Here is a 16,171-nt window from a genome sequence, read left to right as displayed (position 1 = left end):
GCCGATGCGGCATGACGGATTAGCGGTTAGCGGTTAGCGGTTAGCGGTGCTGGTTGATCGCATCGCGCGTTTCCAGCGCCACGCGCCGGGCCGCGCTGGCGAAGTCTTCGCCCGCCTGCGGCGCCGCGTACAGGATTGCCCGCGACGAGTTGATCATCATGCCAGCGCCAGCAGCGGTCTTGCCCGACTGTACGGTCGCAGCGATATCGCCGCCCTGGGCGCCGATGCCCGGCACCAGCAGCGGCATGTCGCCCACGATGGCGCGCACCTGCGCCAGTTCTTCAGGGTACGTGGCGCCCACCACCAGCGCGCACTGGCCGTTGCTGTTCCACTTGTCCGCCACCAGGCGCGCCACGTGCTGGTACAGCGGCTGGCCGCCCACGTCGAGAAATTGCAGGTCCGAGCCGCCCGCATTCGAGGTGCGGCACAGGATGATCACGCCGCGGTCGGCCCACTCCATGTACGGCTCCACCGAATCGGACCCCATGTACGGATTGACGGTGACTGCGTCGGCGCCGTAGCGGTCGTAGGCTTCGCGCGCATACTGGCGCGCGGTGGCGCCGATGTCGCCGCGCTTGGCGTCGAGGATCAGCGGAATGTGCGGGTACTGTTCACGCACGTAGGCGCAAATCTGTTCGAGCTGGTCTTCTGCCGACAGCGCGGCAAAATAGGCGATCTGCGGCTTGAACGAGCAGGCCAGGTCGGCGGTGGCGTCGATGATCTCGCGGCAAAAGTGAAAAATGCCTTGCGGGTCGTTCTGGAACTGCGCCGGCAGCTTGGCCATGTCGGGATCGAGGCCCACGCAGAGCAGCGAGTCGTTGCTGGTCCACGCGGCGGACAGTTTGTTGATGAAATTCACGGCGCATCCTTGTAGTCTGTTGCAAACCCTCTATTGTAACGCGGCGATCTTCGACTGTTAAAATTTGCCCGTCATCCCTCTTCGAAAGCCGCACATGAAATTATCCGGAAAAGTCGCCATCGTCACCGGCGCCACCCAGGGCATCGGCCTGGCCTGCGCCCAGCGCCTGGTCGCCGAAGGTGCCAGGGTCATGCTGGTGGATATCAAGCCCGACGGCGCACAAGCCGCCGCCGCGCTCGGCAACGCCGCCCGCTTCTTCGCTGCCGACGTCAGCCAGAAAGTGGACGTGGACGCCATGGTGGCCGATACCCTGGCCGCGTTCGGCCGCATCGACATCCTGGTCAACAACGCCGGCGTGACCCACGCCGCCGATTTCCTCGACCTCACCGAAGACGACTTCGACCGCGTACTGCGCATCAACCTGAAATCGATGTTCCTGTGCGGCCAGGCGGTGGCGCGCGAGATGGTCAAGCAACAAAGCGGCGCCATCATCAATATGTCGAGCGTGAACGCCGAGCTGGCCATCCCGAACCAGGTGCCATACGTGGTCTCGAAAGGCGCGATCAACCAGTTGACGAAGGTAATGGCGCTTAATTTGGTCCCGTACGGCATCCGCGTCAACGCCATCGGCCCCGGCACCATTCTGACCGAGCTGGCGAAACAGGCCGTGATGTCGAGCCCGGAAGCGCGCCACACAATTCTGTCGCGCACACCGATGGGCCGCTGCGGCGAGCCGGAAGAAGTGGCGTCGATCGCGGCGTTCCTGGCCAGCGACGACGCCAGCTATATGACTGGACAAACCCTGTACGTGGACGGCGGCCGGATGGCGCTGAATTACACGGTGCCAGTGAAATAATGCTATCAAAAGGATAGTTATTCGAAAAGCTGATGTCTGGTATCTGAAACATCAATTAGACACATATCTAGGCAATGCCCATAATTACACCTGTCTCCACTATTCTCCTCCAAGAAAATAGTTTTAAGCCCGCTTTCACCAGCGGGCTTTTTTTTGTCCACGATTTGGCTTTCTTGTGCGTTGTCATAACTGCGTCACATTGACCACTTACACTTGATACATCTTGAGTACATGCAACCGATAGGCATGACTGAAGAAAGGTGCACTGGCATCCCGGTGCACCACTCCCCAATTCCTGTTGTGCGTGGTAAGGTTTGCTTTATGATCAAGCAAATTTTTCTTTCTTCCTCGCACGCACGCCTGCGTTACTGGACTGCCATTCTCCTGTTCCTGATGATACTGGTGCTGGGCTCCCTGCCCGGCGCCCGCCAGGACATCGGCCGGGTCGCCTCCGGCGTCCTGTTGCACTCCGTCGCTTATGCCGGGCTCACCTTCCTGTTGTTTACCGGTAGCACCGGAACACTGGTGCAGCGCGCTGTCAAATCCGTACTGACCATAGCCGTCATGGGCGCCCTGGACGAAACCGTGCAAAGTTTCTTCCCGTATCGCCACGGCGCTGTCTCGGACTGGCTGGTCGATTGCAGCGCTGCTGTCGTGGCCACCCTGGTCATGTGCGCCTTGTGGTCCCGCTATCGCATCCGGTCGACAGACTGACCTCCTCACCGGGGCCACTGCCGGTGGCCCGCGCCACGTCCTGCCGCATTTGAGCCCGTTGCTCGGCCTGGGCCACGCGTACCAGGCTGTGCAATGCATGCGTCATCAAGTGCTTGCAACGGGGATCTTCCCGCTCCCCACAGGTTGAAAATATTAACTCTTCGATAATAGTATCTGTCACGCGTGTCAACATATCGATGTCCTTTAAAAGTAATACCGGACAATTATTGCCTGTGGGTAGCATGATTGAATTGATGTATATCAAGCGTCGGGACGCGGGCGTGAACGAAGTACGGCCTTACGGCTCTGACCTCTTTTAAACTCTTAACGGAGGCAGAGATGAACCGTGCAATTTTCGGCAAACAGGGCAAATGGACGGCAGCAGTGAGCATGCTGGTGATCGTGGGACTGACGGGATGCGCCTCGGGTTCGATGGACGGTAGCAGTGCCAGCAGTACCAGTGGCGGTGGCAGCGGTAACAGCGGCTACACCTCGAGCGGCAGCAGCAGCTCGGGCACCGCCGCCACCGGTGCCGGGCCGGGCGGAGGCGGCGGTGTGCCGGCAGCGGGTACTGCAGGTGCCGGCACTTCTGGCAGCACTGGCAGCATGGGCAGCACTGGCGCGGGTGCAGGCACCGGGACAAGCACCAGCGGTGGGCTCGGCAGTAGCAGTGGCGGCAGCACCGCCCAGGCCTCGTATGGCGTGGTGCAGTCGATCGATCCGCTGCCACGCAACATGGCGGGCACGAGCGGTGTGGGCGTCAGTGGCGCGGCGGCGGCTGGCGGCACCACCGGAGCGGGTACCGGGTCGGGCGCCACCACTGGCGAAACGCCGTACCGCATTATCGTGCGCATGGACGACGGCACCAGCCAGAGCATCGTGGTCGATACCATGCCGTCATACAAGATCGGCGACCGGGTGCGCTACAGCAGCGGCGTACTGAGCACTTACTAACCCAGAAAGCTAGTACAGCTGTTCGACCTGGTAGCCGCGACGCTTGAGCAGTTGCGGCAGGCCGTCGTCGCCGATCAGGTGCAACAGGCCCACGCCCACGAACGCCACCTGGTCCTGCTGCATGATGCGTTCGATATTGGCGGCCATCTCCGGGTTGCGTTTGCCCAGCAGAACCCGCTGCATGAATTCGGCGGCAATCGAATCGCCGCTGGTGGCGGTGCGCCAGGCGGCCTGGATGCCGGGAATGTCGGCCGCGTTCCAGGCATCGATCAGCGCCAGCGATTTTTTCATCGCCGTGCCGCTTTCCAGGTCGGCCAGGCTTTCGAGCAGGTACTGCTCTTGCTGGCGCGCGTCCAGCGTGTCGAACAGGCCCAGCTGGTACTCGGCGCTTTCCAGCTGGCGCACGGCCTTGTCCTGCTCCTTGGCGGCCGCCAGCAGCGCGTACTCCACCGCCTGGGCACGCTTGAAACCGCGCGCATCGAGTTCCATGCCCACCAGCAGGTTGGCGATCAGCCACGGTTTGAATTGCTGGACCGACTGCAAGGACATGCTGGCCCTGGCCAGTGCGGGCGCCAGTTTCTGCAAGGTTTGCGGCTGCACATGGTTTTGCAGCTTTTCGCCAGCCGCATAACGGCCGTGCAGCGCCATGGCTTTCTGGAACGAGGCGTTTTCGCGGATGTCGAGTTCGATCACCAGCGCCTTGGAGTCGAGCAGCGCACGCGAAGCTTCCGCATCGAGCGGGTAAAAGCCATCCTTGCCGACATGGATGGTGCCGAACAAATAGCTGGTCTTGCCGTCCAGGGTGACCTTGTACAGCTGACCACGGCGCGGCGAACTCGCTTCGCTCAGGCCGGCTGCGGCGGCTACCTGCGAAAACAGGGTAATCATCAATACAAATAAGGCAATCATTTTGACAGGCATGCGAATTCCCGACGATGACAGGGGATGCCATCGAAATAACATTATTTAGTGGAATTTGGAGCGATGCGGCGGTCTGCCGTTCTGTTTCCCATAATAAAACAGGAGAGCGCCCTGGAAAAACTATTTGTGACTTCAAGCCAGCTAAGCGTCTGATTTCATACACTTTAATGGCAGCTCGACAAGAGAACTGGTGGCTGAATAACCACAACGAGTGTGGGGACCAGGTTGAAACTGTCGGTTACGGCCCGATATGGCTTGCATGATCCCATTTTCCATCCTCGACCTTTCGCCGATCGCCGAAGGCAGCAACGCTTCCGCATCGTTCCGTAACACCCTCGACCTCGCCCAGCATGGCGAACGCTGGGGGTTCCAGCGTTACTGGCTGGCTGAACATCACGGTATGCCCGGTATTGCCAGCGCCGCCACGGCAGTGCTGCTGGCGCACGTGGCGGGCGGCACGTCCACCATCCGCGTGGGCGCCGGCGGCATCATGCTGCCGAACCATTCTCCGCTGGTGATCGCCGAGCAGTTCGGCACACTGGAAGCGCTGCACCCGGGCCGCATCGACCTGGGCCTGGGCCGTGCGCCCGGCTCCGACCAGACCACGGCGCGCGCCCTGCGCCGCAACCTCGAGTCCGATTCCGACGCCTTCCCGCAAGATGTACTGGAACTGCAAGATTACATGAGCGACACGCCGCGCCAGCGCGTGCTGGCCGTGCCCGGCAAGGGCGCCAAGGTGCCGCTGTGGATACTCGGTTCGAGCACCTTCGGCGCGCAACTGGCCGCGCACCTGGGCTTGCCGTTTGCGTTTGCCTCGCACTTTGCACCGTCGATGATGCAGCAGGCGATTGCGCTCTACCGCAGCAATTTCCAGCCGTCAGCCCAGCTCGACAAGCCGTACGTGATGCTGGGCTTTAACGTATTTGCCGCCGATACCGACGAGGAGGCGCATTTCCGCGCGACGTCGATGCAGCAAGCGTTCGTCAACCTGCGCACCGGCAATCCCGGCAAGCTGCAGCCGCCCAAGGCCGGCTACCTCGAATCGCTGGGGGTTGCCGAACGCACCATGCTCGACTCGGTGCTGTCGTGCACGGCCATCGGCGCGCCCGACACCGTGCGCCAGCGTTTGCAGGAATTCGTTGCCCGCACCGGCGCCGACGAGTTGATGATCACGTCGCAGATCTTCGACCACCAGCACCGGCTGCGCTCGTACGAGATCACGGCCGAGGTGCACCAGTCTATTAAAAAGGCCGAAGCCGGATTCGCTTAAACGCCAGCCCGCCAGCAGCAAATACTGGCTCGCTGTAGAATTGCCGCCTTTTCAAAAAAGGAGCAATTCCCCGTGAGCCAGTCCCACGCCCAGCAAGAACTTACTCCCGGCATGGTCTGGTTGTTTGCCGTCGCGACCGGCTTAATCGTCGCCAACCTGTATTACGCCCAAACCCTGATCGGCCCCATCAGCCGAGACACCGGCCTCGATCCCGGTGCCGCCGGCCTGATCGTCACCCTCACCCAGCTCGGCTATTGCCTCGGCCTGCTGTTCATCGTGCCGCTCGGCGACCTGGTGGAAAACCGCCGCCTGATTTTCATCTCGCTCGTGCTCTGTGCGCTGGCCCTGCTCGCTGCCGCCGTGGCTGCCAATCCGCTGGTGTTCCTGGCGGCCGCGTTGTGCATCGGCCTCGGTGCGGTTGCCGCGCAAATCATCGTGCCGTTCGCCGCCCACCTGGCACGCCCCGAAGAACGCGGCCAGACCGTGGGCAAGGTCGTCAGCGGCCTGCTGATGGGCATCATGCTGGCGCGCCCGGTCGCCAGCCTGGTGGCCGACGCTTTCAACTGGCACGCCATCTTCGTGCTGTCGGCGGTGGTCACCATCGCCCTCGCCTTTTTGCTGCGCGCTCGCCTGCCGCAGCGCCAGCCCGAAGGCGGCATGCATTACTTCACCCTGCTGGGTTCGATGTGGCACTTGCTCAAGACCACGCCCATCCTGCGCCGCCGCGCCGCCTACCAGGCATGCATGTTCGGCGCGTTCAGCCTGTTCTGGACCTGCGTGTCGCTGGAATTGACGGGGCCGAATTTCGGCATCAGCCAGAGCGGCGTGGCGATCTTCGCGCTGGCCGGGGTGGCAGGCGCCATCGCCTCGCCGATTGCCGGCCGCCGCGCCGACCAGGGCAAGAGCCGCTCCACCACCTTGATCGCCCTGCTGCTGGGCGCGCTGGCTTTTGCAGTGCCGCTGGTGGTCGATGCCGGCCGCATCGCCAACCTGGCCATCCTGGTCTGCTGCTCGATCGTGCTCGACGCCGGCGTCTCGGCCAGCCTGGTCACCGGCCAGCGCGCGATCTTCTCGCTGCCGGCCGACGTGCGCAGCCGCCTGAACGGCTTGTACATGGCGCTGTTCTTCATGGGCGGCGCGATCGGCTCGTCGCTGGGCGGCTGGATGTTCGCCCACCACGGCTGGCACGGCGTGCTGCTGACGGGCCTGGCGTTCCCGTTGATCGGGCTCTGCGTGTTTACCACCGAGCCCCGCAACTAATCAGGGCTTGAGGTTGATGTAGGTGGGCGCATCACGATCGGTGGTGAGCCAGCCATCGACCAGCTTCAATTCGGTCACCTGCAGCGAACTGCGCTTGTTGTCCGGCACGCCCGGGTGGACGAAGTAGAACAAATAGGCGCGGTCTTCGCTGATCACCACTTCCGGGTGGTGGCCGCCGTTCTGGTCGTCGGCACCCTTGCCCGGCTTGTCCAGCAGGCTGTGCGGCTGGCGGCTCCAGGTCCGGGCGTCGTCCGAGCGATAGGCGCCCAGGCCGGCATTGCCGAGCAAATCGGTCAGCAGCCAGTACTTCCCTTTCCACGAGAATGGCAGCGGCGCCTCGCCGCGGTCGTGCGGCAGGTGTGCCGATCCCTGGTCGGTCCAGTTGTAGAGATCCTTGCTGTCGGCGTAGTACATCGACTTGCCGGTGGGCTCGTTGTTGTACCACATGCGCCAGGTGCCATCCTTCAGCCGCAGCACGCCGGCGTCGATCACGCGGTCGCTGGCAAGCTTGAGCGTGCTTTCATATTTCCATTGTTTGAGGTTGGCGCTGGTGAGGTGGACGATGGCGCGCGGATGCTTCCAGTCCTCGAACACGCCCGGCACCACGGTCAAATACATATGGTAGGTGTTCTCGTGCTTGAGCACGGCCGGCGCCCAGTAGGTGGCGGTGCCATTCGTATTCGGAATGTCCTTCGGGAAATCGACCGTACCGCGATAGGTCCACGCGCGGCCGTCGAGCGACTCGGCCACGCCGATCGGCGTGCCATGTACCCAGCTCACGCTCGACAAGCCCGGCACATTGGCGCGGCGGTTGGTATAAAACATCTTCCACTTTTTCTCGGCGTCGTCGTAGATGATGGCCGGATCGGCCGCGCCGTCGTACACGGGGTCGCGGAACAACGGTTTCGGCGCCGGGATCTGCATGCTGCCGTCAGCGCCGTATGCCAGTTCGGTCATCAGGATCGAGCGCCGGTGATCACCGCCGCCCGGCAATACCTTGTCGTGGTAGAACAGCAGCGACTTGCCATCGCGCTCGAATATCGCGTGGTGGTTGGTGGAGATTTGCAAAAAGTCGATCAGCACGCCGCGATACGTAAACGGCCCCAGCGGCGAGGCGCCGGTGGCATAGACGATCTGCCCGGGCCAGCCGGTCGAAAACGAAAAGTAATAGGTGCCGTTGTGCTGGTGCAGGAACGGCGCTTCGCCATAGCCGGTCTTGGCCGGGAAGTTGTTCACGACGACGTTCTTGATGGCGCCCACGGTGGCTTTCAGGTCGGCCGACAATTCGACCACTTTCGGCACGCGGGTGCCGAAGTACAGGAACACGCGGCCATCCTGGTCGCGGAACACGGCTGGGTCGATCGGCTCGTCGCCGGCGTTGGCGTCACGCGGCGTCTCCACCAGCGGCTTGCCGATCAGGTCGACGAACGGGCCGAGCGGATTGTCGGCCACGGCGATGCCGATCTGCTTGCCGCCGACCGGCGCGAAAAAGTAATACTTGCCCTGGTGCTCGAACGCCTCGGGCGCCCAGGCCTTGGCGTCCGCGCTGGCCCACTTGAAGATATTGGCCGGCAGGATGGGGCCGTGGTCTTTCCAGCTGGTGAGGTTGCTGGACGTGAGCACGCGCCACGAGGTGGAATCCCAGTATTTGCCCGAGTTGTTCTGGTCGTCGGTGGCGTACACGATGTACTTGCCGGCGAAGTAGTGAGGCGACGGATCGGCGCTGAAGTTTTGCGTCAAGAGCGTCTGGGGGCTGGCGGTGGATGCCAGCGCAGCCACGGCCACGGCCAGGAATAGGCCTGCAAATGCGCGATTCATGGGGTCTCCATTTTGGTGTTATGGAGGCTATGGTAGGGCTGGTTGTTGGTATGACGCTATGAATTTATTGGCAGCAGGTATAACAAAACCAGAGCGAGGGAATTGGATCCCCGCCTGCGCGGGGATGACCGGTCCTGCCGCTGGCTGGAAATCCGTCATTCCGCATCGGCAGACCGCCGCGCAGGCGGGAATCTAATTTTTACTTCACGTTACGCGGCTTGGCAAACGCGTCGCCCGCCTTCCACTCCGGCAGCTTCGGCTGGTTGGCGATGATGCGGCCCAGGTTGAGCGTGTATTGCGCGGTCTGCACCATGCCCGACAGGTCCCAGCTGGCATCGTATTCGTCGCTGGCCTGGTGGTAGCGCTTGCCATAAGCCCTGGCCTTCTCTTTCGAGCCGGCCGGGTCCTTGATGTACTCGCTGCCCGACTCGATCGAAAACGCCGGTACGCCATTCTTGGCAAAGCTGAAGTGGTCGCTGCGGAAATAGCCGCCGGCCAGGTCCGGTTCTGCCTTGGCGATATGCATGCCCATCGCCTTGGCTGCCGTTTCTGCCATCTTGCCCAGTTCGGTGCGTTCGCTGCCCTGGGTGCCGATGTCGCGCGTGGCGCCAACAAAATTCAGGCTGTCGAGGTTGAGGTTGGCGGCGGTTTTCGCCAGCGGCCACAGGGGCGCCGACGCATACGCTGCGCTGCCCAGCAAGCCCTGCTCTTCGGCCGCTACCCACAGGAACATCTGGCTGCGTTTGGCCGGTGCACGCCTGGCCTCCTGCGCCATCGCCAGCAACGCTGCCGCCCCGGAAGCATTGTCCACCGCGCCGTTGAAGATGGTGTCGCCGCTCTCGCCTTGCTTGCCCAGGTGGTCGTAATGGGCGCTGTAGATCACCACTTCGTCCTTGAGCTTGGGGTCGGTCCCCGGCACCACGGCAGCGATATTGAACTGCTCGACCTTGCGCACGGCCGCTTTCATCTCGCCGTTCACCCTGGCTGCCAGCGGCACCGGCTTGAAGTCGGCGCGCTCGGCGGCAGCGCGCAACGTGTCGAGGTCCTGGCCGGCGGCCTTGAACAAGGCGCGCGCGGTGTCGTCGGTCATCCAGCCCTGCAAGGCCGTGCCCAACGTACCGGCGGCCAGCTGGAAACGTTCCACGCCGGACCAGCTGTTCTGGATCACGCTCCAGCCGTACGATGCGGTCGGCGTGGTGTGGATCAGGATCACGCCGGCCGCGCCCTGGCGCTTGGCTTCTTCGAATTTATAGGTCCAGCGGCCGTAGTAGGTCAGGCCCTTGCCATTGAAACGGTTCGGCTGCTCGGCGGTCGGTTGCGGGTCGTTCACCATCGCCACCAGGATCTTGCCCTTCAGATCGACGCCCTTGAAGTCGTCCCATTTTTCATCGTCAGCCTTGATGCCGTAACCCACGAAGACCAGTTCGGCGTTCAGCTGGTGCACGGCGGTGGCGTCGCCGGGTGCGAATACCCAGTCCTTGCCGAAAGCAGCCGGCAGTGCCTGGCCGTTCGCTTCCAGTTTCAGGGTACTCTCTGCAGGCAGGGTCTTGATGCCGGCGATCTGCACCGACTGGCGGAAGCTGTTGCCGTTGCCGGGCGCGAGACCCAGCGCCTGCGCCTGGGTTTCCAGGTATAGCGCGGCCAGGTCGGCGCCGCGCTGGCCGGTGCCCCGGCCTTCGAGCAGATCGTTGGACAGGAAAGCGAGGTGGGCGCGCAGCGGCGCTTCCTGCACGGTGGGTGCGGTGGTGCTGCTGGCAGCATATGCAGGGAATGCCAGCGCCAGGCTCATGGCCAGGGCGGAAGCAACGAAGGAAGGTGTCATTTTGTGCATGATGTCCTGAGGTGTGGGTCGCGGTGCGGTCTGAATTTGCCGCGCGCACATTGTATGACATTTGGTCACCCTGCCAGACTGCACCGGTCGCGCTAAAATGACGGCATGAAAGACCGCAACCCAGACGCCAACTACGTCGGCCGCTTCGCGCCCTCGCCCACCGGCCCGCTCCACATCGGCTCGCTGGTGGCCGCCATGGCCAGCTACCTCGACGCCAAGGTGCATTGCGGCCGGTGGCTGGTGCGCATCGAGGATGTCGATGGGGACCGCAACGTGGCCGGCGCCGATGAGCACATCCTCGCTTCGCTGCAACGCTGCGGCATGGCCTGGGATGGCGACGTCACCTGGCAAAGCCGGCGCACCGACCTCTACGACGCCGCGTTGCGCCAGCTCGGCGACCGAGTGTACCCGTGCGGCTGTTCGCGGCGCGAGATCGCCGATGCGCAACTGGCGCTCAGCGGTCGCCAGGCGCAGGCGCTGATCTACCCTGGCACCTGCCGCCATGGCCTGGCGCCCGGCAAGAGCGCGCGCGCCCTGCGCCTGAAAGTGCCGCAGTCGCCGCCGTGCGTGATCGCCTTCGACGACCGCTGGGCCGGCCACGTCAGCCAGGACCTGACCGACGAGGTGGGCGACTTCGTGGTCAAGCGCGCCGACGGCTTCTGGGCCTACCAGCTGGCGGTGGTGGTGGACGATGGCGCGCAAGGCATCACCGACATCGTGCGCGGCGCCGACCTGCTCGACTCCACCCCGCGCCAGCTCTACCTGCAACAAGTGCTGGACCTGCCGCAGCCGAGCTACCTGCACGTGCCGGTGGTCGTGAACGACGTGGGCGAAAAATTGTCCAAGCAAACCGGCGCCCAGGCCTTCGATACGGGCGCGGCGCCGGAAGTCTTGCTGACGCAAGCGCTGCTGCCGGCGGCCCGCTTTCTGGGCATGGAACTGACCGCCGCTTCGATCGACGATTTCTGGCGCCAGGCTGTGCCGGCATGGAAAAATGTCCTGATGGATACGTGCGCCGGCATGCGCTGAATTTCTTCTACACTGTAGCGATGGAAATCGAACTCAAACTGCTGCTTGCCGAAGAGCACAACGACACCCTGGTGGCGCTGCCCCTGTTGGCCGACCACGCCGATGGCGCCCCGCGCCGCCAGCACCTGTCCGCGCATTATTTCGACACGCCCGACCTGCACCTGCTGCGCCACGGCGCCGGCCTGCGCGTACGCCAGGAAAACGGCGTGTGGATCCAGACCATGAAGGCGGGCGGCAGCGTCCAGGGCGGGCTGCACAGCCGCAACGAGTGGGAATGCCCGGTGGAACGGCCGTGGCCGCAACTGGGCAAGCTGCGCAAGCTGGTTGGCAAACAGGAACACACAGAAACCTGGCAGCACATGCTGGCCGCGCCCGAACTGAAGGAACGGCTGGAAGCGCTGTTCGTGGTCGAGGTGGAACGCCAGACCTGGGATCTCGACATCGAAGGCAGCCGCATCGAACTGGTGCTTGACCACGGCCACATCGAACGCCACGGCCGCCAGGTGGCCGTCAACGAAATCGAGCTCGAACTCAAGGATGGCGATCCGTCCGCGCTGTTCTCGTTCGCGCTGGCGCTGCATGAACATATTCCGCTGCGGGTCAGCAATATCAACAAGGCCCAGCGCGGCTACCAGCTGTGCCGCGAAACCGGTACCGAGCCTTACCGCGCCAAGGCGCTCACGCTTGATCCCGACGCCACCGTGGCGCAGGCGCTGCAAGCCATCCTCGGCAACTGCCTGCAACAGATCCAGAACAACGAACAAGCCATCATCGACGGCGACGACCCGGAAACGCTGCACCAGATGCGCGTGGGCCTGCGCCGCCTGCGCTCGGCGCTGAAACTGTTCGACGACGTGGCGCCGTGCCCGCCCGCGCTGGCAGCCGATATTTCCTGGCTGAATGGTGAACTGGGCGCTGCGCGCGATGCCGACGTGCTGCTCACCGACACCCTGCCGCTGGTGCAAGCCAATCCCGGCGGCAAACATGGCCTGATGTCGTTGCAACAACTGGCGCTGGACGCCGCGCAAACCCACCGCAAGACGGCCGCGCAAGCGCTGCTGTCGCCGCGCTACACGCAGTTGTTGTTGAGCATGGGCGTGTGGATGCAACACCTGTCCACCGACGTGCCCGATGCGCCGCTGCCCGACTTTGCCCAGGCCACGTTGCAGCGGCTGCACAAGCGGCTGTTGAAACGCGCCGAGCGCATGGACGAGGCCGATCCGGCCTCGGTCCACAGCACCCGCATCGCGGCCAAGCGTGGCCGCTACGCGCTGGAGTTTTTCCATGCCCTGTACCGCGAAAAACCGGCGCGCCAGTACCTGAAAGCGCTGGCGGCAATCCAGTCGGCGCTGGGCCAGCATAACGACCTGGTGGTGGCGGAGGCGCTGCTGCTGGAGATGGCCGAGCAGCATCCGGATGCGCTGGACGCGATCAGTTTCGCGCGCGGCTACCTGCAGGCGCTGCAGGGGCGTGAGCCGATCGACCTCGACGCCATCCGCACCACCTTGCAGGCCTTGCGGCTGCCGCGCCTGCACTGATTTATTTTTGCACCGGTTTGGCCACCACGGCCCAGTTCACCACCGTCTTGCAGCCGGCCTGCTGCACGGCGGCCAGCGCATCGTCCGCTTCGGTCGTGGCCTGGGCGTATTCCTTGCTGCCTTCGATCTTGAAGTGCAGCTGCGGCCGGTTGGAGCTGGCCATCTTCGACAGCACCGGTGCAAAGCCCCGTTCGGCCAGCAACTGGCGGCATGGCGCCAGCGCTTTCAGGTCGTCCGATTCGAGCCGGATGGTCAGGGTCCAGCGCTCGACGATGCCGTGCACGGCCAGGCCGGGATCGGGCAGCATCAGGTTCGATGGCAAGGTGGCGGCGCTGGCAGTGGCCAGGGTGCAGGCCAACAATGCGGCCAGGGACAATCGACGGTACATCGGCATTCCTAAAAATGAAATCAAGCCGCCATGGTAGCACCTTGCCCTAGCTGCGCAGGATAGGATACAGCGACGCCAGCAGCAGCAACGCCATGCAGACATTAAAGATGCGCACCGAGCGCGGGTCTTGCAAAAAGCTGCGCAACACCACGCCGAACAGCGCCCACGACCCCACGCACACGAAGCCGATCACCAGGAATACCAGCGCCAGCAAACCGACGTCGGCCAGCTGCGCGTGCGGCGGCAGGTAGGTGCTCATGGCGCTCAGGATCATCACCCACGCCTTGGGATTGATCCACTGGAAAGCCGCCGCGCCCCAGAACCCCAGCGGCTTCGAGAGCCGGGCCTGCTCGGCGCTCATCGGCGCGGCGTGCGCCAGCTTCCACGCCAGCCACAGCAGGTAGATCGCGCCCAGGTACTTCAGGATCAGCTGCAACATCGGCACCGCCTCGAACACGGCCTGCAAGCCGAAGCCGATCGCCATCACCATGAACGAGAAGCCGCCGCAAATGCCGAACAAGTGCGGCAGCGAGCGCCTGAAGCCATAGTTCAGGCCCGAGGCCAGCATCATGGTGTTGTTGGGGCCGGGCGTGATGGAACTGGCGACGGCAAAGCCGCACAGCGGCAGCAGCAGATCGGGGGACATGGCATTTCCTGACAAGAATTTCAGTCATTGTACGCGCGGGTGTACTGCGGTGTACCAGTACAATCCTGCAATATCCACCGCATACTGTACTGTCAAAACTGCCATCACACCTTCTTGCGCCGCCCCAGCAATTTATAAACACTTTCCAGCTCACGCGCCACCAGGTCCTGCCCTTTTTCGATCACGAACTCCTGGAACGAGGCCGCCACTTTCGGGATCGGCTGGTCGGTCAGGTGCATGATCTGCCAGTCCGCTTCGACCGGGTTGCCGGCCATCGGCAGGATCGCCAGCAGGCCCGCCTCGAACTCCAGGCCGCACGCGTGCACCGACAAGAAGCCCAGCCCCAGGCCGGCCGATACCATGCGCTTGATCGCCTCGTTGCTCGACACTTCGGAGCCGAATTCGAGCGGGTGGCCGGCGTCGCGCAGCAGCCGTTCGACGGCGGTGCGGGTACCCGAGCCGCGTTCGCGCACCATCAGGTTGGCGCCCTTGATGTCGGCCAGCGTGAGGCGCTTCTTCTTCATCAGCGGGTGCGCCGGGCTGGCCACGAACGCCATCGGATGGCGCGCGAAGCGGGCCGCGTTGGTGCGCAGCTCGCGCGGCGGCGTGCCCATGATGGCCAGGTCGATCTCGTGGCGCGCCAGCATGCTGATGATCTCGGCGCGGTTGCCCACCTGGAGCTTCAGGTGCACATCGGGGCGCTTCATCGTAAACGGCACCAGCAACGGCGGCAGCAAATGCTCGGCGGTGGTGACCGCGCCGATGCGCAGGGTGCCGCTGGTAACGCCCTGCAGCGCCGCCAGTTCTTCCTCGGCCTGCTGCCACAGGCGCAGCATGCGTTCGGAAAAATCGAGCATCACCTCGCCCGCCGCCGTCAGCTGGATATTGCGCCCCACCTTGCGCGTGAGCGCGATGCCGGCGATGTCCTCCAGCGTGCGCAGCTGCAGCGAAATGGCCGGCTGGGTGACATGCATGGCGTCCGCCGCACGCGAGACACTCTCGTGCCGCGCCACCAGGATCAGCGATTGCAACTGGCGGAAACTCGGGTATTGCATAAGCCCATCCTTATCAATAACTAAAAATCTTTAATTTTTCTTTTGTTCATACTACCGTTATATTGGCGGGATTGACACAGTTTAGCGAGGTAAGCCATGAGCATAGACGTGATCTTCCTGGGCCTGGACGGCGTGCTGTTCGACACCGAAACCGCCCACCTGGCCGCCTGCAACGCCGCCTTTGCCAGCGCCGGCCTGTCGCTATGCTGGGATGCGCGCGCCTTGCGCCACGCGGTCGCCAGCCACGGCTATGCGCGCGCCATCGACGGCGCCCTGCCACCCACCATGCCCGCGCGCGACCGCAAGCGCGCCGCCGACATGGTGGCGGACAAGCACCGCGAATTCCACCACGCGATCGTCACCGCGCCACCGAAGGCACTGCCGGCAGCGCTCGCGCTGATCGACGCTGCGATTGCCGACGGCTGCAAGATCTGCATCCTGACCGACCTGCCGGCAGCCACCGCGTCCGCGCTGCTGTCGAACGCCTTCGGCACTGACGTCAACAGCCGCTTTACGGTCGTGACGGGCGGCGCCAGTTTCGACGCTCCCGCCGCCACCGGACCGTATGCGCGCGCATTGCACGCCATCGGCGTACAGGCGTCCGACGCCATCGCCATCGATGCCGGTGCACCGGCGTTGCGCGCAGCGGAAAGCGCCGGCCTGTGGACCGTCAGTATCGCCCCGGCCAGGCACGGCGCCGACGTGGTGCGTCCGCGCCAGTTCATCACCTACGATGCGCTGCGCGAACTGCACGCTAGTCCGTACAGCCACCCCGCTCCGTCACCGTCCCCGGCACCGGCCGCCGCACCACGCCAGCTGGCCGCCTGATCGCCCGCCGACGGTCCGGCGCAAGGACAGGCTTATAATGGTTTCATGAATACGATCAACTCCCTGAGCCGCACCGGCATTGCCGCCAGCACCACCTCCGCCACCGTCAAGCCGGCAGCCGGCGCCACGGCGGGCGGCGCGCGGGCGGCCGACTCCACCGTGGTGTCGCTCGGCGCGCAGCTGCCAGCCGGCCCCACCTTCGCG

At 64.0% G+C, this 16,171-nt stretch carries 15 protein-coding genes; 8 read left to right on the top strand and 7 right to left on the bottom strand.

Translation table 11 applies throughout. The annotated features are described in order from the left end of the window. Nucleotides 1-40 precede the first annotated feature (40 nt). Complete coding sequence (pyrF, locus tag DUPY_RS19980) at nt 41-859, bottom strand: orotidine-5'-phosphate decarboxylase (protein WP_070250431.1); 819 nt, start codon at nt 857-859, stop codon at nt 41-43. 94 nt (nt 860-953) lie between these two features. Here pyrF and DUPY_RS19975 point away from each other — a divergent pair, with 94 nt between their 5' ends. From DUPY_RS19975 to DUPY_RS19965, 3 genes are all read left to right on the top strand, one after another. Then, entirely contained in the window at nt 954-1,715 is a 762-nt protein-coding gene (locus DUPY_RS19975; RefSeq protein ID WP_070250429.1) for an SDR family NAD(P)-dependent oxidoreductase, read from the top strand. 321 nt (nt 1,716-2,036) lie between these two features. Continuing rightward, nucleotides 2,037-2,429, top strand: coding sequence for a VanZ family protein (locus DUPY_RS19970; RefSeq protein WP_070250519.1), 393 nt, complete (start codon nt 2,037-2,039; stop codon nt 2,427-2,429). 339 nt (nt 2,430-2,768) lie between these two features. Further along, nucleotides 2,769-3,383: a hypothetical protein gene (locus DUPY_RS19965; protein WP_070250427.1), complete on the top strand. Its 615-nt coding sequence runs from the start codon at nt 2,769-2,771 to the stop codon at nt 3,381-3,383. Nucleotides 3,384-3,392: 9 nt separating this feature from the next. Here DUPY_RS19965 and DUPY_RS19960 read toward each other — a convergent pair whose 3' ends face one another. Next, nucleotides 3,393-4,304, bottom strand: a complete 912-nt coding sequence (locus DUPY_RS19960) for a TraB/GumN family protein (protein ID WP_070250425.1) — start codon at nt 4,302-4,304, stop codon at nt 3,393-3,395. A gap of 259 nt (nt 4,305-4,563) precedes the next feature. Between DUPY_RS19960 and DUPY_RS19955 the strand changes: the two genes are divergently transcribed. Together DUPY_RS19955 and DUPY_RS19950 are read left to right on the top strand one after the other, a co-directional pair. Further along, nucleotides 4,564-5,574 carry an LLM class flavin-dependent oxidoreductase gene (locus DUPY_RS19955; protein WP_070250424.1) on the top strand — a complete coding sequence of 337 codons (1,011 nt, stop codon included), beginning with the start codon at nt 4,564-4,566 and terminating at the stop codon, nt 5,572-5,574. A 111-nt stretch (nt 5,575-5,685) separates the two neighbouring features. Then, on the top strand, nt 5,686-6,834 hold the full coding sequence (locus DUPY_RS19950; protein ID WP_070250423.1) for an MFS transporter: 1,149 nt from the start codon (nt 5,686-5,688) through the stop codon (nt 6,832-6,834). Here DUPY_RS19950 and DUPY_RS19945 read toward each other — a convergent pair whose 3' ends face one another. Further along, nucleotides 6,835-8,652 carry a family 43 glycosylhydrolase gene (locus DUPY_RS19945; protein ID WP_070250422.1) on the bottom strand — a complete coding sequence of 606 codons (1,818 nt, stop codon included), beginning with the start codon at nt 8,650-8,652 and terminating at the stop codon, nt 6,835-6,837. Between the two features lie 199 nt (nt 8,653-8,851). Further along, the gene (locus DUPY_RS19940; RefSeq protein WP_070250420.1) at nt 8,852-10,483 is read right to left on the bottom strand and encodes a M28 family peptidase; all 1,632 of its coding nucleotides are present in this window, start codon (nt 10,481-10,483) and stop codon (nt 8,852-8,854) included. A 105-nt stretch (nt 10,484-10,588) separates the two neighbouring features. On the opposite strand from DUPY_RS19940, the gene gluQRS reads away from it, so the two are divergent. Together gluQRS and DUPY_RS19930 are read left to right on the top strand one after the other, a co-directional pair. Continuing rightward, nucleotides 10,589-11,512 carry a tRNA glutamyl-Q(34) synthetase GluQRS gene (gluQRS, locus tag DUPY_RS19935; RefSeq protein ID WP_070250418.1) on the top strand — a complete coding sequence of 308 codons (924 nt, stop codon included), beginning with the start codon at nt 10,589-10,591 and terminating at the stop codon, nt 11,510-11,512. Continuing rightward, nucleotides 11,470-13,050 (top strand): CYTH and CHAD domain-containing protein, encoded by a 1,581-nt coding sequence (locus DUPY_RS19930; RefSeq protein ID WP_229255438.1) that lies wholly within the window; start codon nt 11,470-11,472, stop codon nt 13,048-13,050. Before gluQRS ends, DUPY_RS19930 begins: the two co-directional genes overlap by 43 nt. Nucleotide 13,051: 1 nt before the next feature. On the opposite strand, the gene DUPY_RS19925 is transcribed toward DUPY_RS19930, so the two are convergent. The 3 genes from DUPY_RS19925 to DUPY_RS19915 all read right to left on the bottom strand — a co-directional run bounded on the left by DUPY_RS19925 (nt 13,052) and on the right by DUPY_RS19915 (nt 15,139). Further along, nucleotides 13,052-13,438 (bottom strand): hypothetical protein, encoded by a 387-nt coding sequence (locus DUPY_RS19925; RefSeq protein ID WP_070250416.1) that lies wholly within the window; start codon nt 13,436-13,438, stop codon nt 13,052-13,054. A 46-nt stretch (nt 13,439-13,484) separates the two neighbouring features. Then, a complete protein-coding gene (locus DUPY_RS19920; RefSeq protein WP_070250414.1) occupies nt 13,485-14,084 on the bottom strand; it encodes a LysE family translocator in 600 nt (199 codons plus the stop codon). Nucleotides 14,085-14,188: 104 nt separating this feature from the next. Beyond that, a complete protein-coding gene (locus DUPY_RS19915; RefSeq protein WP_070250412.1) occupies nt 14,189-15,139 on the bottom strand; it encodes a LysR substrate-binding domain-containing protein in 951 nt (316 codons plus the stop codon). Nucleotides 15,140-15,235: 96 nt separating this feature from the next. Between DUPY_RS19915 and DUPY_RS19910 the strand changes: the two genes are divergently transcribed. Further along, nucleotides 15,236-15,967 (top strand): HAD family hydrolase, encoded by a 732-nt coding sequence (locus tag DUPY_RS19910; RefSeq protein WP_070250410.1) that lies wholly within the window; start codon nt 15,236-15,238, stop codon nt 15,965-15,967. Nucleotides 15,968-16,171 lie beyond the last annotated feature (204 nt).

Origin of the sequence: Duganella phyllosphaerae, assembly GCF_001758785.1 — a bacterium.
GTDB lineage: Bacteria > Pseudomonadota > Gammaproteobacteria > Burkholderiales > Burkholderiaceae_D > Rugamonas > Rugamonas phyllosphaerae.
Note: the sequence above shows the minus strand (reverse complement) of the source record. Positions and strands in the feature narration are given on the sequence as shown.

Bases quoted from the DNA above. Each gene is read 5' to 3' on its own strand.
- DUPY_RS19975 (WP_070250429.1), top strand. From the start codon at position 954: ATGAAATTATCCGGAAAAGTCGCCATCGTCACCGGCGCCACCCAGGGC.
- DUPY_RS19910 (WP_070250410.1), top strand. From the start codon at position 15,236: ATGAGCATAGACGTGATCTTCCTGGGCCTGGACGGCGTGCTGTTCGAC.
- DUPY_RS19955 (WP_070250424.1), top strand. From the start codon at position 4,564: ATGATCCCATTTTCCATCCTCGACCTTTCGCCGATCGCCGAAGGCAGC.
- DUPY_RS19965 (WP_070250427.1), top strand. From the start codon at position 2,769: ATGAACCGTGCAATTTTCGGCAAACAGGGCAAATGGACGGCAGCAGTG.
- DUPY_RS19930 (WP_229255438.1), top strand. From the start codon at position 11,470: ATGGAAAAATGTCCTGATGGATACGTGCGCCGGCATGCGCTGAATTTC.
- DUPY_RS19945 (WP_070250422.1), bottom strand. From the start codon at position 8,652: ATGAATCGCGCATTTGCAGGCCTATTCCTGGCCGTGGCCGTGGCTGCG.
- DUPY_RS19940 (WP_070250420.1), bottom strand. From the start codon at position 10,483: ATGCACAAAATGACACCTTCCTTCGTTGCTTCCGCCCTGGCCATGAGC.
- DUPY_RS19915 (WP_070250412.1), bottom strand. From the start codon at position 15,139: ATGCAATACCCGAGTTTCCGCCAGTTGCAATCGCTGATCCTGGTGGCG.
- DUPY_RS19920 (WP_070250414.1), bottom strand. From the start codon at position 14,084: ATGTCCCCCGATCTGCTGCTGCCGCTGTGCGGCTTTGCCGTCGCCAGT.
- DUPY_RS19950 (WP_070250423.1), top strand. From the start codon at position 5,686: ATGGTCTGGTTGTTTGCCGTCGCGACCGGCTTAATCGTCGCCAACCTG.
- gluQRS (WP_070250418.1), top strand. From the start codon at position 10,589: ATGAAAGACCGCAACCCAGACGCCAACTACGTCGGCCGCTTCGCGCCC.
- DUPY_RS19960 (WP_070250425.1), bottom strand. From the start codon at position 4,304: ATGCCTGTCAAAATGATTGCCTTATTTGTATTGATGATTACCCTGTTT.
- DUPY_RS19970 (WP_070250519.1), top strand. From the start codon at position 2,037: ATGATCAAGCAAATTTTTCTTTCTTCCTCGCACGCACGCCTGCGTTAC.
- DUPY_RS19925 (WP_070250416.1), bottom strand. From the start codon at position 13,438: ATGTACCGTCGATTGTCCCTGGCCGCATTGTTGGCCTGCACCCTGGCC.